Annotated in this window: 19 protein-coding genes, 3 tRNA genes and 1 pseudogene; 8 read left to right on the plus strand and 15 right to left on the minus strand. The window is 32.1% G+C overall.

Annotated features, from left to right (window positions below; translation table 11 throughout):
• Position 1: 1 nt before the first annotated feature.
• The 4 genes from AWN65_RS02775 to AWN65_RS02790 all read left to right on the plus strand — a co-directional run bounded on the left by AWN65_RS02775 (position 2) and on the right by AWN65_RS02790 (position 3884).
• On the plus strand, positions 2-1288 hold the full coding sequence (locus AWN65_RS02775; protein ID WP_060381768.1) for a cryptochrome/photolyase family protein: 1287 nt from the start codon (positions 2-4) through the stop codon (positions 1286-1288).
• A gap of 129 nt (positions 1289-1417) precedes the next feature.
• Entirely contained in the window at positions 1418-1840 is a 423-nt protein-coding gene (locus tag AWN65_RS02780) for a hypothetical protein (protein ID WP_060381769.1), read from the plus strand.
• Positions 1821-2117, plus strand: a complete 297-nt coding sequence (locus AWN65_RS02785; protein WP_060381770.1) for a DUF721 domain-containing protein — start codon at positions 1821-1823, stop codon at positions 2115-2117. Before AWN65_RS02780 ends, AWN65_RS02785 begins: the two co-directional genes overlap by 20 nt.
• Positions 2118-2207: 90 nt before the next feature.
• Entirely contained in the window at positions 2208-3884 is a 1677-nt protein-coding gene (locus AWN65_RS02790) for a thiol-activated cytolysin family protein (protein ID WP_081078383.1), read from the plus strand.
• Positions 3885-4390: 506 nt separating this feature from the next.
• Here the strand turns inward: AWN65_RS02790 and typA are convergent.
• The 6 genes from typA to proS all read right to left on the minus strand — a co-directional run bounded on the left by typA (position 4391) and on the right by proS (position 8746).
• Positions 4391-6190 carry a translational GTPase TypA gene (typA, locus tag AWN65_RS02795; protein WP_060381772.1) on the minus strand — a complete coding sequence of 600 codons (1800 nt, stop codon included), beginning with the start codon at positions 6188-6190 and terminating at the stop codon, positions 4391-4393.
• 269 nt (positions 6191-6459) lie between these two features.
• Positions 6460-6711: a 30S ribosomal protein S20 gene (gene rpsT, locus AWN65_RS02800; protein WP_014165564.1), complete on the minus strand. Its 252-nt coding sequence runs from the start codon at positions 6709-6711 to the stop codon at positions 6460-6462.
• 156 nt (positions 6712-6867) lie between these two features.
• A tRNA-Glu gene (locus tag AWN65_RS02805) sits at positions 6868-6939 on the minus strand.
• Between the two features lie 27 nt (positions 6940-6966).
• A tRNA-Glu gene (locus AWN65_RS02810) sits at positions 6967-7038 on the minus strand.
• Positions 7039-7075: 37 nt separating this feature from the next.
• A tRNA-Glu gene (locus AWN65_RS02815) sits at positions 7076-7147 on the minus strand.
• Positions 7148-7267: 120 nt separating this feature from the next.
• Positions 7268-8746 (minus strand): proline--tRNA ligase, encoded by a 1479-nt coding sequence (proS, locus tag AWN65_RS02820; protein WP_060383804.1) that lies wholly within the window; start codon positions 8744-8746, stop codon positions 7268-7270.
• Between the two features lie 98 nt (positions 8747-8844).
• Here proS and AWN65_RS02825 point away from each other — a divergent pair, with 98 nt between their 5' ends.
• From AWN65_RS02825 to rimO, 3 genes are all read left to right on the plus strand, one after another.
• Complete coding sequence (locus AWN65_RS02825) at positions 8845-9978, plus strand: alkaline phosphatase family protein (RefSeq protein ID WP_060381773.1); 1134 nt, start codon at positions 8845-8847, stop codon at positions 9976-9978.
• Between the two features lie 64 nt (positions 9979-10042).
• Positions 10043-11575 carry an OmpP1/FadL family transporter gene (locus tag AWN65_RS02830; protein ID WP_060381774.1) on the plus strand — a complete coding sequence of 511 codons (1533 nt, stop codon included), beginning with the start codon at positions 10043-10045 and terminating at the stop codon, positions 11573-11575.
• 142 nt (positions 11576-11717) lie between these two features.
• Entirely contained in the window at positions 11718-13019 is a 1302-nt protein-coding gene (rimO, locus tag AWN65_RS02835; RefSeq protein WP_060381775.1) for a 30S ribosomal protein S12 methylthiotransferase RimO, read from the plus strand.
• Positions 13020-13287: 268 nt separating this feature from the next.
• On the opposite strand, the gene AWN65_RS02840 is transcribed toward rimO, so the two are convergent.
• Complete coding sequence (locus AWN65_RS02840; protein WP_060381776.1) at positions 13288-15480, minus strand: B12-binding domain-containing radical SAM protein; 2193 nt, start codon at positions 15478-15480, stop codon at positions 13288-13290.
• Between the two features lie 535 nt (positions 15481-16015).
• Here AWN65_RS02840 and AWN65_RS14525 point away from each other — a divergent pair.
• Positions 16016-16488, plus strand: a pseudogene (locus AWN65_RS14525) (integrase core domain-containing protein); the annotation flags it as partial.
• 188 nt (positions 16489-16676) lie between these two features.
• Here the strand turns inward: AWN65_RS14525 and AWN65_RS02855 are convergent.
• The 8 genes from AWN65_RS02855 to AWN65_RS02895 form a co-directional block, all read right to left on the minus strand.
• Positions 16677-17426, minus strand: coding sequence for a DUF7738 domain-containing protein (locus AWN65_RS02855; RefSeq protein ID WP_060381779.1), 750 nt, complete (start codon positions 17424-17426; stop codon positions 16677-16679).
• 72 nt (positions 17427-17498) lie between these two features.
• The gene (locus tag AWN65_RS02860) at positions 17499-18248 is read right to left on the minus strand and encodes a DUF7738 domain-containing protein (RefSeq protein WP_060381780.1); all 750 of its coding nucleotides are present in this window, start codon (positions 18246-18248) and stop codon (positions 17499-17501) included.
• A 72-nt stretch (positions 18249-18320) separates the two neighbouring features.
• Positions 18321-19145: a DUF7738 domain-containing protein gene (locus AWN65_RS02865; RefSeq protein ID WP_060381781.1), complete on the minus strand. Its 825-nt coding sequence runs from the start codon at positions 19143-19145 to the stop codon at positions 18321-18323.
• Entirely contained in the window at positions 19142-21571 is a 2430-nt protein-coding gene (locus tag AWN65_RS02870) for an HET-C-related protein (RefSeq protein WP_060381782.1), read from the minus strand. Before AWN65_RS02870 ends, AWN65_RS02865 begins: the two co-directional genes overlap by 4 nt.
• Before the next feature lie 3 nt (positions 21572-21574).
• Complete coding sequence (locus AWN65_RS02875) at positions 21575-23494, minus strand: type VI secretion system Vgr family protein (RefSeq protein WP_060381783.1); 1920 nt, start codon at positions 23492-23494, stop codon at positions 21575-21577.
• Between the two features lie 25 nt (positions 23495-23519).
• Positions 23520-23909, minus strand: a complete 390-nt coding sequence (tssD, locus tag AWN65_RS02880) for a type VI secretion system tube protein TssD (protein ID WP_060381784.1) — start codon at positions 23907-23909, stop codon at positions 23520-23522.
• 222 nt (positions 23910-24131) lie between these two features.
• On the minus strand, positions 24132-24518 hold the full coding sequence (gene tssD, locus AWN65_RS02885) for a type VI secretion system tube protein TssD (RefSeq protein WP_060381383.1): 387 nt from the start codon (positions 24516-24518) through the stop codon (positions 24132-24134).
• A gap of 624 nt (positions 24519-25142) precedes the next feature.
• Positions 25143-26006, minus strand: coding sequence for a sigma-70 family RNA polymerase sigma factor (locus tag AWN65_RS02895; protein ID WP_014164868.1), 864 nt, complete (start codon positions 26004-26006; stop codon positions 25143-25145).
• Positions 26007-26133 lie beyond the last annotated feature (127 nt).

The following is a 26133-nucleotide window of genomic DNA, read 5'->3' on the forward strand; positions in this document are numbered from 1 at the left end:
AATGACAATTTTTTGGTACAGAAGAGATTTACGAGTAGAGGACAATGCAGCCTTATACTTTGCTTTGCAAGAAAACCAGAGCGTATTACCCATTTTTATTTTTGATACTACTATTTTAAATCAATTAGAAAAAACGGATGCTCGGGTTTCCTTTATTCATCAACAATTACAATATATAAACAAGCAGTTTAAAGTAGTAAACAAGTCTTTAGCTATTTTTTATGGCAATCCGGTAGAAATTTTTTCAGAACTTATAAAAAAGCATAAAATTGAAAATGTTTACACAAACCATGATTATGAGCCAGCCGCCAGAAAACGGGATAAAGCCATTAATGAGCTACTAAAATCACACCAAGTAGCTTTTAAAACATGTAAAGATCAAGTTATTTTTGAAAAATCAGAAATACTAAAAAACAATCAAACACCTTATGTGGTTTATACACCCTATTCTAAAAAATGGAAAGAAAAATTAAATACAATACAATTACCATATTACCCCTCTGAAAAATTAATACATAAAATAATACAACATAATTACCCTTTTTTAAGTTTAAATGACATTAGTTTTAAACCTACTACTATTGTAGTACCTAAATATAATATTTCAGATGCCTTGATAAACCATTACGAAACCACTCGTAATTATCCCAGTTTACCAGGAACCTCATTATTAAGCATTCATTTACGTTTTGGAACTCTAAGCATACGAAAATTAGTAGAACATGTGCGCACCTTTGAAAACCCAACGTTTCTAAACGAACTGATTTGGAGAGAATTTTTTATGCAAATTTTATGGCATTTTCCCCATACAATTCACAAGAGTTTCAAGGATAAATATGATCATATACCATGGGAAAATAATGAGCTTTTTTTTCAAAAATGGTGTCAAGGACAAACAGGTTATCCCTTTGTAGATGCAGGTATGCGAGAGCTTAATGCAACAGGGCACATGCACAACCGCGTACGAATGATTGTGGCAAGCTTTTTATGCAAACATTTATTAATAGACTGGCGTTGGGGTGAAGCTTATTTTGCTACAAAATTATTAGATTATGAACAATCAAGTAATGTAGGTAACTGGCAATGGGCTGCAGGGAGTGGGGTAGATGCAGCACCTTATTTTAGGATTTTTAACCCAACCGAGCAGATTAAAAAGTTTGACCCCAATTTACAATACATCAAAAAATGGATTCCAGAGCTAGAAACTCCTAACTATCCTAAACCTATAGTAGACCATAAAATAGCTCGTGAAAAATGTTTAACAATATATAAAATAACAGTAGGTTAAGTGTGTTTTTAGTGTTTATTGTTATAAAAAATAGAAAAAATACAAGGTTTTTTTATAAAAAATTCTATAAAATAGTTTTATTATCGTTTTATACTCCTTATTTTCGTCCACATAATAATAACAATAAATATGAGGTTAACCAGTAATATTCTACTTGTTTTTTTACTTATTTCATGTACTAAAAAAATAGAATTAAAAGAATTAAATAAATTAAACGGTTATTGGCAAATAGAAAAAGTAAAAGTTGTTGAAGGAGAGGATAAAAAATATGAAATAAATGAAAATTATGATTATTTTGAGGTCATAGAAAATCAAGGATTTCATAAAAAAGTACGTTGGCAACCTACAGGTAAATTTTTAATTAACGATTTACAAGAAACAATAAAAGGAATAGAAAAAGAAGGTAAGATTTATTTAGAATTTAGTTCCAAATTTGGAAAACACAAGGATAAACTCCTAAAAATTACAGACCAAGAAATGATTTTAGAAACAGAAAATGGAAATGAAAATTATTATACTAAAGTAATGAAAGATGGCAAAACGATTGAATAATGATAGTCCAATAGGAGATATTCTAAAACAAATTATTCAGACCAACAAATTAGAGAAAGGACTAAATCAAATTTCGGTAGTTGATGCTTGGAAAAATTTAATGGGAAATGGAGTAAATTATTATACACAAGGAGTTATATTAAAGGGCTCTGTTTTATATGTTGAATTAACATCTGCCGTTTTAAGAGAAGAATTAAGTTATGGAAAAGATAAAATTATAAAAATGATAAACGAAGAGTTAGGAGGAGAAATTGTAAAAGACGTTGTTTTACGGTAACTTTTCAATTTATCCAAAACAACTAGAGTTATGTATAATGTTTAAAATAAAGAATAAGCTTATTGATTAGATAATTACAAATAAATGTGTATGAATTTTTTAAAACTAAATGCTAGGTTGGCATTACTATTTGTAATGCAAATGTCAGTCTTGAGTTGTAACAACGAAGACGTTTCGGGTAATGAATCCTTAAAAGAGGATAAAGTTCTTAATGAGAAAGGGATTTATGCTGGTCCTAAAACAGAATTAAAAATTAGTAGAAGAATCCTTTCTCCATCATCAAATGAAAGAGGCTATTCAAGCTGTCAAATTATTAAAGAAAATTTTGACAAAACATTTGGTAACTTTTCAAAATTAGGAACGGGATCTCACCTAATGTGGCCAGGTAACCTGATTCAAGGAAGCACTATTGCTACAGGAAACTTAGGTTCTATTCCTGTAGATGCAAGTGGAAGAAATAGCATTGAAGTAAAAGTTGATGCCTTCTCATCCAGTTCATCCAGTCCATCCAGTTTAAATGTAGAAAATCCAACAGCAGGAAAAGTACAAGGTGCCTTAGAAAAAATCATTGAAGGATATTATACATCAGGAACTAAATTTCCTGCTAACTATACCATTGATATTAAAAGAACGTATGATAGCAAACAATTACAAGTGGCTTTGGGGGTTGGTTATACAGGACCAGCTATAGGGTTGTCAGGTAGTTTTGGAATAGACTTTAAAAAGAATAAAACCTATTATGCTGTTACGCTTAAACAAAAATTCTTTAACGTGTCAGTATCTGCAAAACCAGGACTTCAAGGCGATTTTGGTTGGATAAAAAAAGAATATCCAAGATCTGAATTTGATAAATATATAGGAGTAGATAATCCAGCAGTTTATATATCGTCTGTAACGTATGGTAGATTATACGCATTGGTTTATGAATCGGATGAAAGTTCTTTAGAAATAGAGCAAGCTTTAAACTTTGCTTATAAAAACCCTACGGCTAATATTACAGTAGATCAAAAAATAAAATATGCTAATACACTACAAAATACAAGAGTATATGTAAAACAATTAGGAGGTAATGCAACCAGTGGATTAGAATCTTCATTAGGAGCTTTTGCAGGAAATTTTGATAAAGTAAGAGACTTTATAGTTAAAGGAGCAGAAGTTTCTAAAGAAAACCCAGGATACCCAATAGAGTATACCGCTGTAAATATTGAATCAAACCTTGATGTTACCATTAATGTTAACGGAGTATCAAACTATTCAGAATGTGAAGAAACTTTATATACAGCAAAGACTTATGATGAAGCCAAAAAAGCAGTGGATAAACTAAAATCAGATTACGGTATAGCTAATTGTGCCAGAATTATCATATTCAATAATACAGATAGAGAAATTGTATTGAAAAATTATACACCTTGGTATGGAAGTTATTTTTACAATACACCACCAACCTCTATTCCAGTAAAAAAATACGGATATGTTTTAGCAGTTCATAAAACAGGAGCGTCAACAGGTACATTTAACCAAATAGCATATACTATAGATGATAAAACAGTAAGTTTTGGAACCTATGCACCTTGGGATCAGTTTAGAACCAATAATGTTTTAGTTGATTTTAAAGAAATAACAGAATCAGAGTTATATAATAATAGTGTGCGTCCTTCTATTGAAAAACTACAAGGCTCTTTTAGAGTAAGAGGTACTATTGCAACAGGAGATGCTCCTTATGTAAATTTTGAAGTTAATGGAAAAGGAAATAGCTATGTAAACTAAATAGTATTTAATTTAGAGAGGCTGTTTGAAAAGTAAAAAATTAACGTTAATTTTTTACTTTTCAAACAGCCTCTTTTTATTTCCGAAAACGAAGAGGAAAATAAGGTTTAATAGTCAAAAATAATATCATTTAAACTTAAAATATACTGGATTTAAAAGTAAAGTTCTCGATACGTTTTTTAAAAAACAACTTGGACAGACGGTTGAGTATATAATTGAAATCATCGTTCGTTCGAACGCGAAGTTCATCGAGAACCAACACTAATTTTTGTTGTTTTTGTAGATACCCTATTTTTAAAAAGAAAATTCAAAGTTTAAATGATATATGCACTTTATCTGATTCCTACTAGGGTCGGGATGACAAGAAGAACCCTAAATAAAATACCTCATGTTTATCACTCCGGTAAGGAGGAGTCACATAATCAATATTTAAAAAAGGAATCATAATTAGGGTTATTTCATAAAATAAAAAAACCAGCCTTTAAAGACTGGTTTTAGGTATTTAATTATGCTATTTTATTACGTTTTCTGTCATTTTCATTTAAAAAGATTTTACGTAAACGAAGTGATTTAGGAGTTACTTCCACATACTCATCTTTTTGAATATATTCTAATGCTTCTTCTAATGTGAATTTTATAGCAGGAACAATTCTAGTTTTATCATCAGCGCCCGCACTACGGAAGTTTGTTAACTGTTTCGTTTTAGTGATATTTACAACCATATCGTCACCACGAGAGTTCTCGCCAATTACTTGACCTTCGTATACATCTTCATTTGGATCTACGAAAAACTTACCTCTTTCTTGTAATTTATTAATTGAATAAGGAATTGCTTTTCCGTTTTCCATACAAATTAAAGAGCCGCTGATACGACCTGCAATTTCACCTTTATATGGTTGATATTCTAAGAAACGGTGTGCCATAATAGCTTCACCCGCTGTAGCTGTTAATAATTGGTTACGTAATCCAATGATACCACGAGAAGGAATGATAAATTTAATAATCATACGTTCACCTCTTGGCTCCATACTTAACATTTCACCTTTACGAACCGTTACAAATTCTACTGCTTTACCTGATACGTTTTCAGGTAAATCAATTGTTAATTCTTCAACAGGCTCACATTTTACGCCATTAATTTCTTTAATAATAACTTGAGGTTGACCAATTTGTAATTCATAACCTTCGCGGCGCATCGTTTCAATTAAAACAGATAAGTGTAATACACCACGACCAAAAACCATAAATTTATCAGCAGAATCAGTTTCGTTAACACGTAATGCTAAGTTTTTTTCTAATTCTTTTGTTAAACGATCTTTAATGTGACGAGAAGTTACAAATTTACCTTCTTTTCCGAAGAAAGGTGAGTCGTTAATTGTAAAAAGCATACTCATCGTAGGTTCATCAATAGCAATAGTAGCTAACGCTTCTGGATTTTCAAAATCAGCTACAGTATCACCAATATCAAAACCTTCTAAACCTACAATAGCACAAATGTCACCTGCAACGACTTCTTGTACTTTTTTACGACCAAGACCTTCAAAAGTATGTAATTCTTTAATTCTAGACTTTGTGATTGATCCGTCACGTTTTACGAGTGAAATATTCATTCCTTCACTCAAAATACCTCTCTGTAAACGGCCAATTGCTATACGACCTGTAAATGATGAGAAGTCTAATGAGGTAATTAACATTTGCGGAGTACCTTCAGAAACTTTAGGAGCAGGTACATTGTTTAAAACCATGTCTAAAAGAGGTTCTATAGATGAAGTTTGAACTTTCCAATCCTCGCTCATCCAGTTGTTTTTTGCAGAACCATATACACAAGGGAAATCTAATTGTTCTTCAGTAGCTCCTAACTCAAACATTAAGTCGAAAACTTTCTCGTGTACTTCTTCAGGAGTACAGTTTTCTTTGTCTACTTTGTTTATAACCACACATGGTTTTAAACCTAAATCAATTGCTTTTTGTAATACAAAACGGGTTTGTGGCATAGGTCCTTCAAAAGCATCTACTAACAAGCATACTCCGTCAGCCATATTTAATACTCGTTCTACTTCTCCTCCAAAATCCGCGTGACCAGGAGTGTCTATAATATTAATTTTTGTCCCTTTGTAGGTAACTGATACGTTTTTAGAAGTAATTGTGATACCGCGTTCGCGTTCTAAATCATTATTGTCAAGAATTAAATCCCCTGTGTTTTCATTTTCTCTGAATAATTGACAGTGGTACATAATTTTGTCAACCAAAGTTGTTTTACCGTGGTCAACGTGTGCGATAATGGCAATATTTCTAATTGATTCCATGTGTGTGATTTTTGAAGGTGCAAAATTACAATTATTTTTTTCTAATTCAATCGTTAAGTGATGATTAGTTTAAAAAGATTTATCTCCTTTATAGTAAATTTGATATTATGTATTAAGATATTTGGTTTTTGGAATGAATTTATAAGGAGATGTCTTTTATGTGTATAGATTGTTGATCTTATTCTGGGTTTATAATGAAGTTTTGATTTGTATTATAAAGAAAAAATCCCGAATAATTCGGGATTTGCTTTTGAACACTTAATTATAAATTATAAAGCTGCTACGTGTCTTGTTAGTTTTGACTTTAAGTTAGAAGCTTTATTGTCGTGTATGATGTTTTTCTTAGCTAATTTGTCGATCATTGAAATAACGATTGGTAACTTAGCAACTGCTTCTGCTTTATCTGTAGCTAAACGGATAGTTTTGATAGCGTTACGAGTAGTTTTGTGTTGGTATCTGTTTAATACTCTTCTTTTTTCGTTACTTCTAATTCTTTTTAAAGCGGACTTATGATTTGCCATTTTTTTTAATGTTAATTGTAATAATAATTTATAAACTATTAGTTAAAAAAGAAAAACCTCCCATAATTACTTGAATAATCACTTTGGTTTTAACTAATAAAATAATACTTGAGACACTAAGTAGTTATTTTATAAAACTTATTTACAACTAATTTGTAGCCCGTAGGGGAATCGAACCCCTCTTGCAAGAATGAAAATCTTGAGTCCTAACCGATAGACGAACGGGCCAAGATGCCTTATAGTGTTTTAAAGTTGTAGCCCGTAGGGGAATCGAACCCCTCTTGCAAGAATGAAAATCTTGAGTCCTAACCGATAGACGAACGGGCCATAAGGCATTTGTTTTTTTTCAGTATTTCAATTTTTGTAGCCCGTAGGGGAATCGAACCCCTCTTGCAAGAATGAAAATCTTGAGTCCTAACCGATAGACGAACGGGCCTTTTTGTACTTTGATTGCTTTTGTTGAGCGATCATTTCCGTATTGCGAGTGCAAAGATACACACATTTTTTGTTTTTGCAATAGCACTCGCAATTTTTTTTTGTTTTTTTTTGTCTTTTTTTAGTAAGCCTTTGCAAATAAGACTCTTCCGTTTGAAGGATTTCCTGAAAAAATACAAATTCCATTTTCTTCTTTTCGTTCCAAAGGAATGCAACGTATAGTTGCTTTGGTTAATTCTTTTATTTTTTCTTCCGTTTCTGGGGTTCCGTCCCAATGAGCAGATACAAATCCTCCTTTGTTTTCTAAGATATCTTTAAACTCATCAAATGTGTTTACTTCTGTAATATGGGTATTTCTATAATGTAAAGCTTTGGCAAACATTTCGGTTTGGATTTCTTCCATTAAGCTTTGAATAAAGGATACTACTTTCTCTTTGGTTACTACTTGTTTAGATAAAGTGTCACGACGAGCAATTTCAAAAGTTTCATTTTCTAAATCTTTAGGTCCTATAGCTACGCGAACAGGGACTCCTTTTAGTTCCCATTCAGCAAATTTAAACCCTGGCTTTTGTGTGGTTCTGTTGTCAAACTTAACAGAAAGTTCTAGTTTTCTTAAGGAGTCAGTTAGTTCATCAGCTGCTGCTGTGATCTTCTTTAATTCTTCATCTGATTTAAAAATAGGGACTATAACGACTTGAATAGGAGCTAAGTTAGGAGGTAGTACTAATCCGTTATCGTCAGAGTGAGTCATAATTAAAGCTCCCATTAAACGAGTAGAAACTCCCCAAGAGGTTCCCCATACATATTCTTGTTTTCCTTCAGCATTTGTGAATTTTACATCAAAAGCATTTGCAAAATTTTGACCTAAAAAATGAGATGTTCCTGCTTGTAATGCTTTTCCGTCTTGCATTAATGCTTCAATGCAAAAAGTTTCTTCAGCTCCTGCAAAACGCTCATTAGCGGTTTTTACCCCTTTTACTACTGGTATAGCCATAAAGTTTTCAACGAAATGAGCGTATACATTCATCATTTGTACTGTTTCGTCTAATGCTTCTTGTTTTGTAGCATGTGCTGTGTGGCCTTCTTGCCACAAAAACTCAGCTGTACGTAAGAATAAGCGTGTGCGCATTTCCCAGCGTACTACATTGGCCCACTGGTTAATTAATAATGGAAGGTCTCTATATGATTGAATCCAGTTTTTGTAGGTACTCCAAATAATGGCTTCAGAAGTAGGGCGTACAATTAGTTCTTCTTCTAATTTAGCATTAGGGTCAACTATTAATTTACCAGGTCTATCTTCATCATTTTTTAAACGATAGTGTGTAACCACAGCACATTCTTTTGCAAAACCTTCTGCATTTTTTTCTTCGGCTTCAAACATGCTTTTAGGGACAAAAAGAGGAAAATAAGCGTTGCTGTGTCCTGTCTCTTTAAACATTTTATCTAATTGCGCTTGCATTTTTTCCCAAATGGCGTATCCGTAGGGTTTAATAACCATACATCCTCTAACTGCTGAATTTTCAGCTAAATCTGCTTTTACTACTAGTTCATTATACCATTTAGAATAATCGTCTGCGCGTTTTGTCAAGTTCTTGCTCATTATCAATATTTTGGCACAAAAATTGTGATTTGTTAAAGTTGAAATAATTTGTGCAAAACTAGTTATTTTTGTATTGTCCAACAATAAAAAATTGAGAAATGAAAACAAACTTTCAATATTTAAGAAATGCTGTTGTTAAAATAGTATTGGTAAGCATAAGTATACTTATACAGGCTTGTGCTTCTTATCAAAATATTTCCTATTATGATAATGATGGGATTTATGGTTCTACTCATAAGGAAACCAAAATAATTCAAGAGGTTAGAGATCAAAATAATGATGGTGGACGTTATAAAGAGTATTTTGGTGCTAAAGCAAATGATTTTAAAATCTCTAATAAAGAAGTGTTTACAGATATTGCTAGTTATACTTCAACTTTAGATACTACTAAAATAGTATCTAGAAAGAATTATGAAGGTTGGGGAGGCAATAATAAAGAGGTAACGGTAAATGTATACAATAATTCTTGGAATCATTGGGGTTGGAGTTATGGAACATGGTGGAACCATTGGGGATATAGACCTTATTATTCTGGATTTAGTTATTGGAATGATTGGTATTATAGCCCTCATTGGGGATATACTTATTATGGTCCTTATTGGGGATCTGGTTGGTATGACCCTTACTATACTAATACGTATTATGGTTGGAATAATTCTTATTATTATGGAAGAAATTACAGTTATAGTGGAGAAAGAAGGTTAGGAGGATATGATGGAGGAAGTTATTTAAACTATTCAAATTCGTTCTTAAATTTTGATAGAACTACGGATGTATTGTATAAAAGAAATTATAATACGAATCCACATTATATTGGTTCAAGAAGAAATGGGGGAGATACACAAGATTATATAACTAATACTAGATCTAGAAACTATGAATCTTCATCAAGGAGTTATGAAACACCTAGAAACTATGAATCTTCACCAAGGAGTTATGAAACACCTAGAAACTATGAATCTTCACCAAGGAGCTATGAAACACCTAGAAACTATGAATCTTCACCAAGAAGCTATGAAACACCTAGAAACTATGAATCTTCACCAAGGAGCTATGAAACACCTAGAAATTATGAATCTTCGCCAAGGAGTTATGAAGCGCCTAGAAATTATGAATCTTCACCAAGGAGTTATGAAGCGCCTAGAAATTATGAATCTTCACCAAGGAGTTATGAAGCACCTAGAAATTATGAGTCTTCACCTAGATTTTATAATAATGGAGGACGTAGGTAATCATAGTTTAAGATTCAAAATTTGTTAAATGCTATCTTATATTTAAGGTTTTATAAGTAAAAAAATGAAAAAGTTTTATTTAGTATTTATTATTCTTATAAGTTTTTTGAATAGTAATGCACAAGGAGTAAAAGAAGCTCTGCAATATTCCATAATAGATATGAATGGAACCGCTCGATTTAGGGCTCTAAGCGGTGCTTTCGGTGCTTTGGGAGGAGATTTGTCAGCGATAAGTATAAATCCAGCTAGTTCTGTGGTATTTGCAAATAATCAATTTGCTTTTACCCTGAATAATAGATACAATGCTATTAGATCTCAATATTTTGAAACAAGTACAAATACAAATACTAGTAATTTGAATTTTAATCAAATAGGAGGTGTTTTTGTTTTTGAAAATAATAATAAGTATTCAGATTGGAACAAATTTGCTTTAGCGTTGAATTATGATAATCAAGCAAATTTTAAAAATGCTGTAACTGTATTAGGTGAAAATTCAATAAATTCTATTGATAAATATTTTTTAAACCATGCAAGAGGAATGCGCTTTTCTGATATTGCGGGTTTAAATTATGATCAAATGGGCTTTACTCAAACTCAGGTAGCTCTAGGTTATAGGTCTCAATTGTTAGATTATGATACAGTAAATAATGTATTTTATGCTAATATTTCACATGCTTCCGATGGTAAGAAATATACACAACAAAGTTACATAACAAATACAGGATATAATGGCAAATTAGCTTTTAATTTTTCTACAGAATATGATAAAAAATGGATGTTAGGTCTTAATTTAAATGCTCATTTTTCTGATTATACACAACAAAAAACGTTTACAGAAAAAAATGACAAAGCATATTATTCAAAAGGAGCTACTATTAATGAGGTGTTATTTTATAATGAATTAACTACAAAAGGTTCGGGGTTTTCATTTCAAGTAGGGGCTATTTATAAACCTGTTGCGGGGTTGAGACTAGGGCTTACGTATGAATCGCCTACTTGGATGGTTTTAGAAGACCAACTAATACAAAGAATTACTACTTCAGGAGTCGTTGTCAAACCAGTAGGAGGAAGTACGATTTATAGTCCTGTTGCTAATAAAGTAGATCCGAGAACAACCATTATTTTTGCGCCCTATACAGTAGTTACACCTAGTAAATGGAGTTTTAGTGGGGGATATGTTTTTGGTAAACAAGGGTTTATTAGTTTTGATTATAGTGTAAAAGACTATTCTGCAATTATTTTCAAGCCTATTAACCAATTTAATAATCCAAATGAAAATAATTCTAACAATATATTCTCAAATTTATTTAGAACATCTAATGAGTTTAGAGTAGGTGTTGAGAAAAAAATAAAACAATGGAGTTTACGTGGAGGGTATAGATATGAAGAGTCACCTTATAAAGAGAAAAATTTAATGAGCGATTTAATTGGTTTTTCAGGAGGTTTTGGATGTAATTGGGGAGGCACAAAATTAGATTTTGCTTTTTCTACTTCAAAAAGAAACTATAAAGAATTGATTTTTGAAGGAGTTCCTGATTTTGTTAGTTATTCTAGAAGGAATAATAATGCAACCCTAACACTTTCATTTGAGTTATAAGTAAATTAAATAAAAATATATTAAACCTCTTGTTTATAAAGACTAACAAGAGGTTTTGCTTTAAAGTAATAGGTGTTTTTGAATTAGAGTGTCTTATCTTTCAAAATTTTATCGTAATTTTGCACTCCAATTTTTTACAGTCATGAGAACCAAGTCGTTAAAAAAAAATAAAATCAATGTAATTACCTTAGGTTGTTCTAAGAATGTATATGATAGCGAAGTCTTAATGGGGCAACTAAAAGCAAGTGGCAAAGAAGTAGCGCATGAACAAGAAGGGAATATTGTAGTAATTAATACTTGCGGTTTTATTAATAATGCAAAAGAAGAATCGGTTAATACAATATTAGAATACGTAGATAAGAAAGAACAGGGTTTGATTGATAAAATTTTCGTTACAGGATGTTTATCGGAAAGATACCGTCCCGATTTAGAAAATGAAATTCCAGACGTAGATCAGTATTTTGGAACTACAGATTTGCCTTTGCTTTTAAAAGCTTTAGGAGCTGATTATAAACATGAATTATTGGGTGAACGTTTAACGACTACCCCCAAAAATTATGCGTTTTTAAAAATAGCAGAAGGCTGTGATCGTCCTTGTAGTTTTTGTGCGATTCCTATTATGAGAGGAAAACACGTATCACAATCTATAGAAAAATTAGTTAAAGAAGCTGAAAATTTAGCCAAAGACGGTGTAAAAGAATTAATTTTAATTGCGCAAGATCTAACTTACTATGGATTGGATTTATATAAAAAAAGAAATTTAGCAGAGTTATTAGAAAACTTAGCAAAAGTAGAAGGTATAGAATGGATTCGTTTGCATTATGCTTTTCCTACAGGGTTTCCTATGGATGTATTGGAGTTAATGAAACGAGAGCCTAAAATTTGTAACTATCTAGATATTCCTTTGCAGCATATTTCAGATAGAATTTTAAAATCAATGCGTAGAGGTACTACGTATGAAAAGACAACCCAATTGATACATGATTTTAGAAAATTAGTTCCTAACATGACCATCCGTACAACGCTTATTGTTGGGTATCCAGGTGAAACAGAAGAAGATTTCCAGATACTTAAAAATTGGGTTGAAGAAATGCGATTTGAGCGTTTAGGTTGTTTTGCTTATTCTCATGAAGAAAATACAACTGCTTTTGAATTAGAAGATGATGTGCCAGATGAAGTAAAACAAGCACGTGCTAATGAAATTATGGAAATTCAGGCTCAAATTTCGTGGGAATTAAATCAAGAAAAAATAGGTAAAACTTTTAAATGTATTATAGATCGCAAAGAAGGACCTTATTTTGTAGGAAGAACGGAATTTGATAGCCCAGATGTAGATAATGAGGTTTTGATAGATGCTTCCAAGTTTTACTTAAAAACAGGAGAGTTTGCAACTATTACTATTATTGATGCAAGTGAGTTTGATTTGTATGGCGAGCCCGTTTAAAATAGTAGATTATTGATAAAAAAGACTGTATAAAAAAGGAAGTTGTTGTGTTATTTGGATTCTCTAAAAAACACAGAAGTGAATGCCCGTCAACAATAGAAGAAGAGCAATTGAATCTTAAATATTCTTTTTTATACAGTTCTTTTATAAAAAGAACACCAAATGAAATTAGTGAAATTCTTTAATTTAGTATAAAGAAGTCTATAATAACTCGTAAAATGAATATATAGATTATAGTATAAACTGATAGACATAATTTAAAATAATACTATAAACATATTAAACCATTTTCTTTAATTAGGTTTAATGATTTTGAAAACCAAAATATTTCAAAATCTTCAAATTTTTCTTCAAAGCTATTTTTCATTTGCCCTAAATTTTGTACAACATTGTTTCTAATATCTAAATCAGTTAGCTTTTGAAGTAGCCAGAGGCCGTGTTCTTTTTCTAGATGAATTGAAAAACGGTTTGTTTTTGTATCAAAAATCATTTCTGCCATTTCCCAAGATTTTCCTTTTTTATTTTTTGTAAAAAATTTAATTTGAGGAAGAGGAGCTATGTAATAAACTTTTTGATTAGGTTTAAAGTTAAATGAATCTTCAGTTAAGAGGCAATTTTCAATAAAATTAGGGGCAATTTTAGTTCGAGGAATTTTAAAATCAAACCAATCTTGCAAAGGAAAATCAAAACATAAACCGTGCATATAATTGAAAAGTGATTTTTTTAAACCAAAACTAAACTGATCGTGATTAATTCCTGTTTTATCTCTAAATACAATATCATTATTAGCAAAAGTGATCTCGTTTATTTCTGGAATTACACCAAAATCATCAGGATTCATTCCCACAGGGCTATGTGCAGTCATGGCAAACTGATGCCAAAAACCACTTTGTAATACACCCATCTCAAAAAGTTGACGTACCATTTCTAGACTGTCAATTGTTTCTTGAATTGTTTGGGTTGGATACCCATACATGAGATAAGCATGTACCATAATACCTGCTTCGGTAAAATTACGTGTTACACGAGCCACTTGTTCTACTGTTACACCCTTTTTTATTAAAGTTAATAAACGATCAGAGGCTACTTCTAATCCGCCTGATACAGCTATACAACCTGAGAGTTTTAGAAGCAAGCACAGATCTCTCGAGAAACTTTTTTCAAAACGAATGTTTGTCCACCAAGTTACCACTAGATTTCTTCTTAAAATTTCTAATGCCACTTCTCTCATAAGAGCAGGAGGAGCTGCTTCATCAACAAAATGAAAACCACTTTCACCTGTTTGCTGAATGAGGTCTTCCATACGGTCTACTATAATTCGGGCATGAATAGGTTCGTAAATTTTAATGTAATCTAATGAAATATCGCAAAACGTACATTTTCCCCAATAGCAACCATGTGCCATAGTAAGTTTATTCCAACGACCATCACTCCATAAACTGTGCATAGGATTGGCTATTTCTATTACTGATATGTATTGATCAAGTAATAAGTCAGAATAATCAGGAGTACCTACCTCACTTTGTTTATAATCAGGTTGTGTACAATTGTTTTTAAATATAACTTCATCATTTTTAAGGATAAAAGTTCGTTTTAGTTGTATTTCTTTAGAGTTCGTATTGTGAATATGAGTGTATAATAATTCTAATGGTAACTCACCATCATCAAGAGTAATGAAATCAAAGAATTCAAAAACTCTTTTGTCCTTTAAATCGCGGAGTTCTGTATTTGGAAAACCTCCCCCCATAGCGGTTTTTATTTCAGGATAATGTTTTTTAATGAATTGTGCGCAACGAAAAGCACTATATAAATTACCTGGAAAAGGAACAGAAAGACAAATGAGTTTTGGTGCTGTATTTTTAATTTTCTCTTGTAGAATTTCTAGTGTAATAGAATCTATATAAGTAGGTTTTTCTTTTAGGAAATTATATAATTCATCAAAAGAATTAGCACTTCTTCCTAATCGTTCAGCGTAACGACTAAAACCGAAATTTTCATCAACACATTCTATAATAAAATCAGATAAATCTTCAAGATATAAAGTGGCTAAATGTTTTGCTTTATCTTGCATCCCCATATTACCAAAAGCCCAATCCATGTCGTCTAATTGTTGGAAACGAGAGGCTTCGGGTAAGAAATTTCCTGAACAGATCTGGCGCGCTAGTGACGGTTTTTTCCCTTGTAAAAAGGCAATAACACTTTCAATTGTTTTTATGTAGTCATTTCTAAGAGAATAGATTCGTTGAGTGTTTTTAGTTAAATGTTTGATTTTTAAATTTTTAATTTCAAATATTTTTTCAATACCTTCTTTAGAAAATAATTTTAAAATAACTTCAATACCTAGATCCATTTGAAAAGAAGAAATAGATTTAGTATTCAAAAAACCCTTTATATAGGCAGTAGCTGGGTAGGGTGTATTTAGTTGGGTAAAAGGAGGAGTTATGAGTAAAATGGTTTTCAAGGGATTATTTTTTTTGCAAAGGTAAATCTAAAAAAGCATTTTGTTAAGGTTTTAAATCTATGAAATTGTTTTTTTTTATACTTTTTGAGTGATCTATAAAAAGGATTAAGAAGCAATTACTGCTTATGAGTTTTAAATAATTTTATATCCTAATAAATTAGTACATAATTCATTCATAACTCTACTAAAGCTTCTTCTTTTTTCTTATCTTTAAGAGCTTATAGTTTATTTACTATTCAATCGACTATGTCATAATCAACATTACTTAGTGTAAAATTCAAAACGATTATTTTGCTTTGTTTAAATTTTAAAAACACTTCATTCAATGCTACTTTTTAATTTCAAAAATATTTGTTTTATTTAATTTACCATTTAAAATAGCCTCCTTAAATTCACATTCTAATCCCTTTTTCTTATTTATAATAAAAGTATCAAATTTGAAACTATAGATTTTAAATAAATTATTATCAATGTTTATTTTGATTGTATCTTCTAATTCAAAACCATATTCATATTTATATTCACAATAGTAATCGATAAAGTACTCCCATTTTATCAAGAACAAGATGTTTCTTTACTTAGAATACTTACCGATAGAGGAACAGAGTATTATGGTTCAGAAGATCACGATTTTCAACTTTATCTAGCTATTGAAGGCATAGATCATACTAAAACCAAAGTTAGAAGTCCTCAAACTAATGGTATTTGCGAACGTTTTCATAGAACTATACAAAATGAATTTTATGCCATAGCTTTTAGAAAAAAGTTTATAACTTAATTGAACAACTTCAAATAGACCTTGACCTTTGGCTGATAGAATACAATCAAAACAGACCTCATTCTGGTAAGTTTTGTTATGGACAAACTCCTTTAAAAACTTTTTTAGATACCAAATATTTGGCAGATGAAAAAAACTTGAATAAATTGCATCAGAATCATTTTTTTCTTTCATCTGAAAAAGCCCCTCAAGGAATTGAAAAAACAAACAATCTGACAAACTTAATTTAACTTACAACTGTCAGGTAAAGTAGTGGCTATTACATCATTGTAAGGTAAGAGTAAATACCACAACTATCTACTTTGATCGTTGCGGTTTCTAAATCTATTTTTTTTTCTTGTTTCATTTGGCAACTTACATTTATGAAACTTAAAAGGATCAGATATAGATAAAAACTTAACTCCATAATTTAGTACTATTAGTTATTTTTTCTGTATTCTTTCCTGAATTCATAATTTGTTTTCTCTTCACGAGCTATTTTAAGGAACTCTAGTGTTCCGTTAGAGGTAAAAGTTAATTCATAATACTGTAACCTACCGTCTTTACACTCGCAACCTGGTGCGCGATAATCGCCTCCAAAAGTATCTGTTGAATTGTGAGAATCATTCACGCCATCAATATCTTGATCAACATAGCCAAACCGATCTGAAAAAGATAATTTTTCACGATTTTCATTGATTTCTTTAACTTTCATTCCTGCTCCTACTGGATTTCCATGTAAATTAACCATTCCTTGATAAGTGGTAAAAGGATAGACAAATTTTTTAGGGTGATTTTCTTCCTTTATTCTTTTTATTGAATTTAAGATATCTTCGTCTGATTCTCCTTCTATTCGAATTTTTTTCATTCTTTCTTCGTCTTCTTTTGTGACTGTTTCAAAGTCTCTAGCTTTACTTAATAATCCAGCTTTTCCATCAGGACTGTCCAAATTGACAAAATAAATATAAATAGCATCTACTACGTTTTCTCCTATTTCCCAATCGCTTATGGAAATTCCTAATTTATCCCAAGTGTAACCTTGATCCGTAGTTCTATCTGGTTTTCCTAAAACTTTTTCCCATTGTGCCACCGAGTCGCCTAAATCTAAGCGATGGCCTTTGTAATAAATACCACAACTATCTACTTTGATCGTAGCGGTTTCTAAATCTATTTTTTTTTCTTGTTTCATTTGGCAACTTACATTTATGAAACTTAAAAGGATCAGATATAGATAAAAACTTAACTTCATGACTTAGTACTATTAGTTATTTTTTCTGTATTCTTTCCTGAATTCATAATTTGTTTTCTCTTCACGAGCTATTTTAAGGAACTCTAGTGTTCCGTTAGAGGTAAAAGTTAATTCATAATACTGTAACCTACCGTCTTTACACTCGCAACCTGGTGCGCGATAATCGCCTCCAAAAGTATCTGTTGAATTGTGAGAATCATTCACGCCATCAATATCTTGATCAACATAACCAAACCGATCTGAAAAAGATAATTTCTCACGATTTTCATTAATCTCTTTAATATTCATTCCTGCTCCTACTGGATTTCCATGTAGATTAACTATTCCTTGATAAGTGGTAAAAGGATAGACAAATTTTTTAGGGTGATTTTCTTCCTTTATTCTTTTTATTCTATTTTCTCTATCATTGTCTGTTTCATCATCATATCTCGATTTTCTAATTCTATCTTCCCATTCTTTTGTCAAAGGTTCATAACTTTTAGCCTTACTTAATAATCCAGCTTTTCCATCAGGACTGTCCAAATTGACAAAATAAATGTAAATAGCATCTACCACGTTTTCTCCTATTTCCCAATCGCTTATGGAAATTCCTAATTTATCCCAAGTGTAACCTTGATCCGTAGTTCTATCTGGTTTTCCTAAAACTTTTTCCCATTGTGCCACCGAGTCGCCTAAATCTAAGCGATGGCCTTTGTAATAAATACCACAACTATCTACTTTGATCGTAGCGGTTTCTAAATCTATTTTTTTTTCTTGTTTCATTTGGCAACTTACATTTATGAAACTTAAAAGGATCAGATATAGATAAAAACTTAACTTCATGACTTAGTACTATTAGTTATTTTTTCTGTATTCTTTCCTGAATTCATAATTTGTTTTCTCTTCACGAGCTATTTTAAGGAACTCTAGTGTTCCGTTAGAGGTAAAAGTTAATTCATAATACTGTAACCTACCGTCTTTACACTCGCAACCTGGTGCGCGATAATCGCCTCCAAAAGTATCTGTTGAATTGTGAGAATCATTCACGCCATCAATATCTTGATCAACATAACCAAACCGATCTGAAAAAGATAATTTTTCACGATTTTCGTTGATTTCTTTAACTTTCATTCCTGCTCCTACTGGATTTCCATGTAAATTAACTATTCCTTGATAAGTGGTAAAAGGATAGTCATAATTTTTTTTATATAATTCATCAATTTGTCCCTTAATAATTTGAAAATCTTCTTCTTTTTTGTATTCAGGAAGTTTTTTCATTTCTTCCGCCCATTTTTCAGCCTCTTTTATTTCTTCATCTGTACTCTGTTTCCACTCTCTAGCTTTACTTAATAATCCAGCTTTTCCATCAGGACTGTCCAAATTGACAAAATAAATGTAAATAGCATCTACTACGTTTTCTCCTATTTCCCAATCGCTTATGGAAATCCCTAATTTATCCCAAGTATAACCTTGATCCGTAGTCCTGTCAGGTTTTCCTAATACCCTTTCCCATTGAGAAACTGAGTCGCCTAAATCTAAGCGCTTGCCCTTGTAGTAAATACCACAGCTATCAACTTTGATAGTAGCGATTTCTAAATCTATTTTTTTATCTTGTTTCACTTGGCAACTTACATTTAAAAAAGTTAATATGATAATGCATAAAAATGATTTTATTTTCATTGAGTGTTTTCTTTAAAATAGTTCATTATTTCTTTTATTTTTTTGACCGTTTTATCATTGAGAACTTCTGTCTTATGATGGCTATGCTCATAGATAGTAGCATATTTTAATTTTTCTAGAATACTTTGAGGGGTGTCTTTTAACCAATCGTTTATTTTTTTATTTGTCCACATCGTTTTAGTTGATGAAGGATGAACAAAGTAGGTTTCTGCTACATAATTGGCTAATTGAGTACCATTCATCCCTTGTTTAAATTTTCTACCCACATCTTCAACGGCAATTTTTGACAATTCGGCAGAGAGTTTGTTGAGAGGGTGGGTTAATGAATCTTTTGCTAGTTGAGAATGAGAGGGACTGTTACCATATTTTGTATTGATGTGACTTTGTGCTTCTGGGATTACTTCGTCAAAAGAATTGAGTATAATATTGATGACTAGCTTTGGGAATATAGACATTATCTGGGCACTATAATCCATCGATTTTTGAGTAGCTTCTAATACTTTAACACCAGCTTTTTCAGCAAAAGTAGTAATGCCCCATTCTTTTTTATCAGCGTTTTGATACATAGTTGCCATAGCATCTTGAAATTTCAAATAGCTCTCAAACCAATTAAGCCAAGTAGAAATTTCAACACCTACATATGATGAACTCTTTTTTGCCGTATCACTTTTCTGTCCTTTAGCCAAATCTTGTAATGCTTGCAAAACAAACATTTCTCCTAAAGTTCTTTCTTTTGGTTTTCTACGTTTATACTCTTCAATATGAGGCTTAAAAAAAAGCTCGGCAACTTTAGGTCCTACACTGGCAATGGTATCATCAGTAAGAAAAGTTCCACTTACTACAGGCAATTCTTTGTAACTTTTTCCTTTGTATTTTTCAATCCAAGGATAAACATCTGCTCCAGCTTTTCGCAATAATAATTCTACGAAATTAGTATGGGCAAAAAAATCTTCCAGTACGTGTAAGGCAGCACCTAAATGTCTGAATCCTTCTACAGTTTGACCTTTAGAACAAGCTAAAACTATTTGTTCCTTCATATAGGTCACGGTTGCTGGACGTTCAGGATAATCTATCCAGAAAAAGTTGGACATATTGCGAGTTTTGTCAATTTTCCAAGATATACCATTATCGCCTGCATAAAGCGTTTTTAACTTTCCATTGTAAGTAAATGAAATTATTTTGCCTTTATCATCAGTAATTTTAGATTCATCAAGTAAACCTTTAGGATTGTCAATATGTTCTTCAGGTCTATAAATTCCCAAAATATCTTTTGTTAATCCGCCAAAATTTTTATTGAATTTTTCTCTGAGAGTATAATAATTTTCAGAAGGTGTTCTTTTATCTTCCTTTTCGGCTTCATAAACGAATTCTTTAATTGCTAATATTTCCATCAATGAAACTAATCCTTGATGTGAAAATTTCATCGGAGCTGCCTCTCTAACTACTTTGTATTTTTTCTGAACCTCTGTTGCTACATTTGTACTTCTAATAGAAATTCCTACGATAATTTGAGAAAAATCACGGAGCCAATTCCCATAATAAATATTTCTGACTTGCTGGCTAGAAAATAAATCTTTCTTCCTCAGAGCTTCAAACTCAATATCCCCGTGTGCGTATGCATTATTTTTATTTTCTTTACGGTTTCTTCCTGCGCCATAGTTAGAAATGTCTTCTCCTGATACTTCATCAAATTGATTCGTTTCATCTACAAATTTTGTAATTTCATTTTGTAATTTAGAAAAATCTACTTTTAAATCTCCTTTATAAGATGGTATCTCTGCTTTTGCATAAGTTAAAGTGGTCTCTTTAAATATGTCGAATTTGAATAGTTGATATGCAAATCTAGCTCCTTCATCAATTACATCTTCATCAGCAATTTCATTAGTTAACAATTCAGTTCTTAATAAATTATCTATATGATGGCCATATTCTTCAACTAATGTAGCGAGAAGTTCCGCACTTTTTTCATTGTCCTTGGAAGCTTCTTCTATAAATTTTTCATACACAATTATTTGTTTTCTTTTATTGCTATAGCCAGCTGGTTTTCCTTGAACAGGATATATTGAAACTAAAATCTCTGGATTATTGATTTTACGATCACTTAATGCTCTGTATAGTTTACTTAAAGCTTGAGTTTCAATATCGGATCCAAAAATTTTATACGCAAAAAGCATAAACGTTATTTCGCCTAATTCATCAGCTAAATTACATAATTGATTGTGTGCATAATCACTTTCCAGTTTGTATGTTGATTTTTCTACGGTTATTTCTGGACTTTCAGGCTTCCCATAACTCACACCTTTTTCATCACCTTTAAAACTTATAGATTTAAGTGAATTTAATACTATATCTTCTTTGGCATACCAAATATCATTTCCTTTTGTTGTCTCTATAATTTTTCCGCCAACATTTCTTATCCTAGTCATTTTTTAAAAAGATTTAGATTGTTCAGCACTGTTTATTTTTGCTTCTTTTTTTGAATGTTTAGCTATTTCGCCTTCACTACTAGAGGTAATTCCTTTTTGGCTATTTGTAATCCTTTCCTTTTCAGTGTGCGATTCTAGATTTCCAATAATATTCTCTATTAAGTTACCTTTGACATCTATTAAACTATTGCCTGCTACAAATAAACTATTCATCATACCCACTGTTACTGATTTATTAGCTCTAGCACTTTCAGTTATATTCATACCAGCGGAGGTTGTAATATTCATTCCTGCTGTCATGCTAATATTTCCACCAGCATTCATAGTAATATCATTAGGCGCATTCACATTAATATTCCCATGACCGTCCATCGTCCAAGTGTTGCCACTAGGATCCTCTATAAAAACAGAACCTTGGGCATCGTTTAGAATAATTTTAGTTCCAGATCGGGTATGAATGGCTTTTACATCATTGCCGCTAGTATGGTACCCACTGGTTTCGCTTCCGTTATAATGAGTGCCTAGTACAAAAGGTTTTTCTGCATTGCCGCTTTCAAAACCTACAAGAACTTCTTCGCCTATTTCGGGGATAAAATGAAATCCTTTGCCTGCTCCTGAGTGGGGTTGTATTAGGCGAATCCATGGGGTTTTTTGGTTTTTTCTTTCTTGCCATGGAAATTGTACGCGTATACGCCCCATACTCATAGGATCGTTGTTGTCTACTACCCGTGCGGTTTGTTCTTCGCAATTAGGATAGGTGTTGTCGTCAAAATAAGGAGGGGTCCATAAATCGGGAATGGCTACGAACTCGTTGTAATAGCTATTGCCATCATGAAAATGTTGAATTTCTATGATGCGATAGGTTTCCATAGGACGGTCGTTTATATCAACTAGTTTGGTTAGATCGCCTTGTTTGAGTTGGGGGTCTTTGCTTTTGCCTTTTACGATCATCAGGTTTTCTCTGAGTTCTTTTTGTTTTCGTACGGCATCTTGTAACTCTCTATCGGTTCGGTTGTTGATACCCGTGGGGTTGTGGAGTTTGTTGGGTTTTTTATGGAATACGTTTTTTGAGGCTTTTAGGGCTACTTGTTGATAGGGGTTGACTTTATTTTGTAATTGAGCCGAGGCGCTATCTCGTTGTAGGCTGGTGCCTGATTCTACATCGTAGGTGGTGTAGGTAAATTGTTGTGGTTTTACTGATATTTCAAAGGATACGTGTACTAGGTCTACACTTTCGTCTAGGTTTATGATTTTAGGACCTACTTTGTTGCCTAACACTAGGCTCTGTCCGTTGTAATACAGGTATTCGCCATAGCGTATGGCAAGTTGTTGTAAAAATTGATAATCTGTTTGGTTGTATTGTACGGTGTAAGGCAACACATTTTGGGTGTTGTTGTTTCGGACAATGGTATGAAGGGTGTCTTTGGGGTATTGGGCGGTTATGTCTTGAAAGATTTCTTCTAGGGTTTTGTTTTCAAAACTTTGGGATTCAAGTCCTTGTTCTAACATAATGGTAGGAGCGTGTCCTGTAATATATAGCCTGCCGTAACCGTCTTTTTTTAAAAGGTTTAAATGGGTTATAATGCCTGTAAAGGTTTGTTTTATTTCTCCAAATCGGTGCAGGTGGATGTGTATGGTTTTTCCTAGATAATTTTTAGAATTTTCCATGATGTAGGCTTCTTCATTGTCTAGGGAATCGGCACGGGTATCTAGGGTAAAGGTGTCGTGTTCGTTGGTTTTTTGATGGAACTGTAGGTTAAAATGGGATTTTTCTAGGAAGGATTTGCCTTCTATGGTAAGGGTGCAGTAGACTAATGGACTGGATTTGTCGGCTAAAAAGTCTTTAAAGGAACGTAATGAGGCGTATTGTGCTATATCATCAGGATGATTGAGTCTTCCGTAGTCACTGTTATAAGTATCCATATCGTGTGTGTGTTTTAGTTGTTGTTTAATCTTTCCATTTCTTTTCGTGTGTAGCTTCGTTTAGAACAAATCGTTTGGCCATTAGGCGTAGGGCTATTTGTAGCGGTTCGTTGTTTTTAGCATCAAAGTATTCGGAAAAGGAAACACAATAGGCTTTTTCAAATTTTAACTCTTGTAGTTTGCTCATGGCATCTCTTCTAAAGAATGTAATGGTACCGTTTTTGGTTTGACTGTGGTCGAGCATCCATTGTAATAGGTTGGATTTTCCGTTGCTTTCTATACGGATATTAATTTCGCCTCCTTGAGGCATTCCTTCGGGTTTTCCTGTAGCGTCTATTTGTTGTGTAAAATTATAGTCGAAACTGAGTATGTTATAGGTGTTTCCGTCTAGTTCTAATTTAGCTAAAAAGGACATGTTTGTTTGTTTTTAGGGTTGTTTATTTGAAAGAAAAAAGAAAAAAGGCGATCCCAAAAGATCGCAACTATCATTTAATGGAGTTCTTTTTAGACTAGGGTTGACCAGTGTAAAACCTAGGGGTAATACAATGATTGATCTAGCCAATGTCATTTCCTTATGGAAAGTAACAAAGAACTGGGGGTTAAAAAGTTGCTTTTAGGGAACGCCTTTTTGAAGGGATTATACCCATTCGTTTTCGTAAGCTCCTGAACCTAGTTCAATTTTTTTAGCTGAAATGGTAAAGGTTTCTGTTAATGGATTTACGCCTGTTGAATCAAAGTTTTCTCTGAATTTTACTACGTAAGCTTCTGAAAATTTTAATTCTTTTAGAACTGCTTCGCTGTCTCTTTTAAAGAATTTTACACTTCCGTCTTTTCTTTCAAATGAGTTGGTCATCCACTCGAAGAATGAAGTGTCTGCAGTACCTTCAATTGTTAATTCAATTTTTCCTCCTCTAGTTACAGTAGAAGGTCTACCCGTTGCGTCTGTTTCTTGAAATAAACCGTAGTTTACATTTAATACTGTGTACTCTTTTCCTGCTACTGCTAATTTTGCTTTAAATGACATAATTATAAATATTTAAAAAATTAAGAAATACATAAGGATATACCTATAAAGGTATAGAGTAGGTTAAAAAATGATTTGGGGGTGGGTTTTGTTAGGTAATAACCAATTTGAGTAGGATCGTTTGGTTTTTGTGCTTTCATAACATATTTTGTTTTTAATAATAATAACCATTTATGGAAATATGATTAAGTCAAATATAGTAAACTTGTTTTATAAAAACAAGTTTTTGTTATAAAAATATTTTGTTTAATTTAATAAAATATAAAATAAGATTTTTGTTTATTATAGGAGGGGTATGTTTTAAATTTTATAATAAAAAAGTAAAAGGAGGAAGTAATATAAAGGATTTTTTTACAGATGTAGTTTTGTTATGTTGTAGGCAAAAAAGAATATTTTTTAGATTTAAAGTTCTTTTTATTTTTAATAAATTTCTATTAATGGGTTTGTGTTTAGTGAGTATGGTTTGTAATTATTCTATGAATTAGATATAAAATAAAACTCCGGTAATCAGCCGGAGTTTCAATCATCAATCAAAAAACGAACAGTCTTGGACTGTTGTTGCGGTATATAATCTTTTAATTATAACTTTTATTGGTAAAGTTAGTAATTATTAGAAAATTGATCTTATCCGAGATAAGTTTTTAAGATTTTGCTTCTAGAGGTATGTTTTAATCTTCGAATTGCTTTTTCTTTAATTTGACGAACACGCTCACGGGTTAAGTCGAAGGTTTCTCCAATTTCTTCTAATGTCATGGGGTGTTGATCGCCTAAACCGAAATATAAACGTACTACATCTGCTTCACGAGGTGTTAGTGTTTCTAAAGAACGCTCGATTTCGGTACGTAGTGACTCATGGATTAATTCTCTATCAGGATTTGGTGATTCTCCAGATCGTAGTACATCATACAAATTAGAGTCTTCACCTTCTACTAACGGGGCATCCATAGATAAATGACGTCCTGAGTTTTTCATTGATTCTTTTACGTCATTTACAGTCATATCTAACTCAGCTGCTATTTCTTCAGCAGATGGAGCGCGTTCGTTAGATTGTTCTAGGAGCGCATACATTTTATTGATTTTGTTAATAGATCCAATTTTATTTAAAGGAAGTCGTACGATACGAGATTGTTCTGCTAAAGCCTGTAGGATAGATTGACGAATCCACCATACAGCGTATGAAATAAATTTGAAACCACGTGTTTCGTCAAAACGCTGAGCTGCTTTAATTAGTCCTAAATTTCCTTCGTTGATTAAATCGGGAAGGGTTAAACCTTGATTTTGATATTGTTTTGCCACGGATACTACGAAACGTAGGTTCGCTTTTGTTAATTTTTCTAAGGCTCTTTGATCCCCTGCCTTGATGCGTTGTGCTAATTCTACTTCTTCATCTGCAGTGATTAGATCTACTTTACCAATTTCTTGTAGGTATTTGTCTAGGGAAGCAGTTTCACGGTTGGTTACCTGCTTAGTAATTTTGAGCTGTCTCATTTAAAAATCTCTTTGCTTTTTAAAAGTTGTAATGGTTATACGTAAGCACTTGATAAAAAGTTACAAAAAATAAAAAAAAACCTCGAAAAAAAATCGAGGTTTCATCTATTTGAATTAATAAAATTAA

The sequence above is a fragment of the Flavobacterium covae genome, from assembly GCF_001534645.1.
Lineage (GTDB): Bacteria > Bacteroidota > Bacteroidia > Flavobacteriales > Flavobacteriaceae > Flavobacterium > Flavobacterium covae.

Coding starts and splice junctions, on each gene's coding strand:
- AWN65_RS02775 (WP_060381768.1), top strand. CDS start 2: ATGACAATTTTTTGGTACAGAAGAGATTTACGAGTAGAGGACAATGCA.
- AWN65_RS02780 (WP_060381769.1), top strand. CDS start 1,418: ATGAGGTTAACCAGTAATATTCTACTTGTTTTTTTACTTATTTCATGT.
- AWN65_RS02785 (WP_060381770.1), top strand. CDS start 1,821: ATGGCAAAACGATTGAATAATGATAGTCCAATAGGAGATATTCTAAAA.
- AWN65_RS02790 (WP_081078383.1), top strand. CDS start 2,208: ATGAATTTTTTAAAACTAAATGCTAGGTTGGCATTACTATTTGTAATG.
- typA (WP_060381772.1), bottom strand. CDS start 6,190: ATGGAATCAATTAGAAATATTGCCATTATCGCACACGTTGACCACGGT.
- rpsT (WP_014165564.1), bottom strand. CDS start 6,711: ATGGCAAATCATAAGTCCGCTTTAAAAAGAATTAGAAGTAACGAAAAA.
- proS (WP_060383804.1), bottom strand. CDS start 8,746: ATGAGCAAGAACTTGACAAAACGCGCAGACGATTATTCTAAATGGTAT.
- AWN65_RS02825 (WP_060381773.1), top strand. CDS start 8,845: ATGAAAACAAACTTTCAATATTTAAGAAATGCTGTTGTTAAAATAGTA.
- AWN65_RS02830 (WP_060381774.1), top strand. CDS start 10,043: ATGAAAAAGTTTTATTTAGTATTTATTATTCTTATAAGTTTTTTGAAT.
- rimO (WP_060381775.1), top strand. CDS start 11,718: ATGAGAACCAAGTCGTTAAAAAAAAATAAAATCAATGTAATTACCTTA.
- AWN65_RS02855 (WP_060381779.1), bottom strand. CDS start 17,426: ATGAAACAAGAAAAAAAAATAGATTTAGAAACCGCTACGATCAAAGTA.
- AWN65_RS02860 (WP_060381780.1), bottom strand. CDS start 18,248: ATGAAACAAGAAAAAAAAATAGATTTAGAAACCGCTACGATCAAAGTA.
- AWN65_RS02865 (WP_060381781.1), bottom strand. CDS start 19,145: ATGAAAATAAAATCATTTTTATGCATTATCATATTAACTTTTTTAAAT.
- AWN65_RS02870 (WP_060381782.1), bottom strand. CDS start 21,571: ATGACTAGGATAAGAAATGTTGGCGGAAAAATTATAGAGACAACAAAA.
- AWN65_RS02875 (WP_060381783.1), bottom strand. CDS start 23,494: ATGGATACTTATAACAGTGACTACGGAAGACTCAATCATCCTGATGAT.
- tssD (WP_060381784.1), bottom strand. CDS start 23,909: ATGTCCTTTTTAGCTAAATTAGAACTAGACGGAAACACCTATAACATA.
- tssD (WP_060381383.1), bottom strand. CDS start 24,518: ATGTCATTTAAAGCAAAATTAGCAGTAGCAGGAAAAGAGTACACAGTA.
- AWN65_RS02895 (WP_014164868.1), bottom strand. CDS start 26,006: ATGAGACAGCTCAAAATTACTAAGCAGGTAACCAACCGTGAAACTGCT.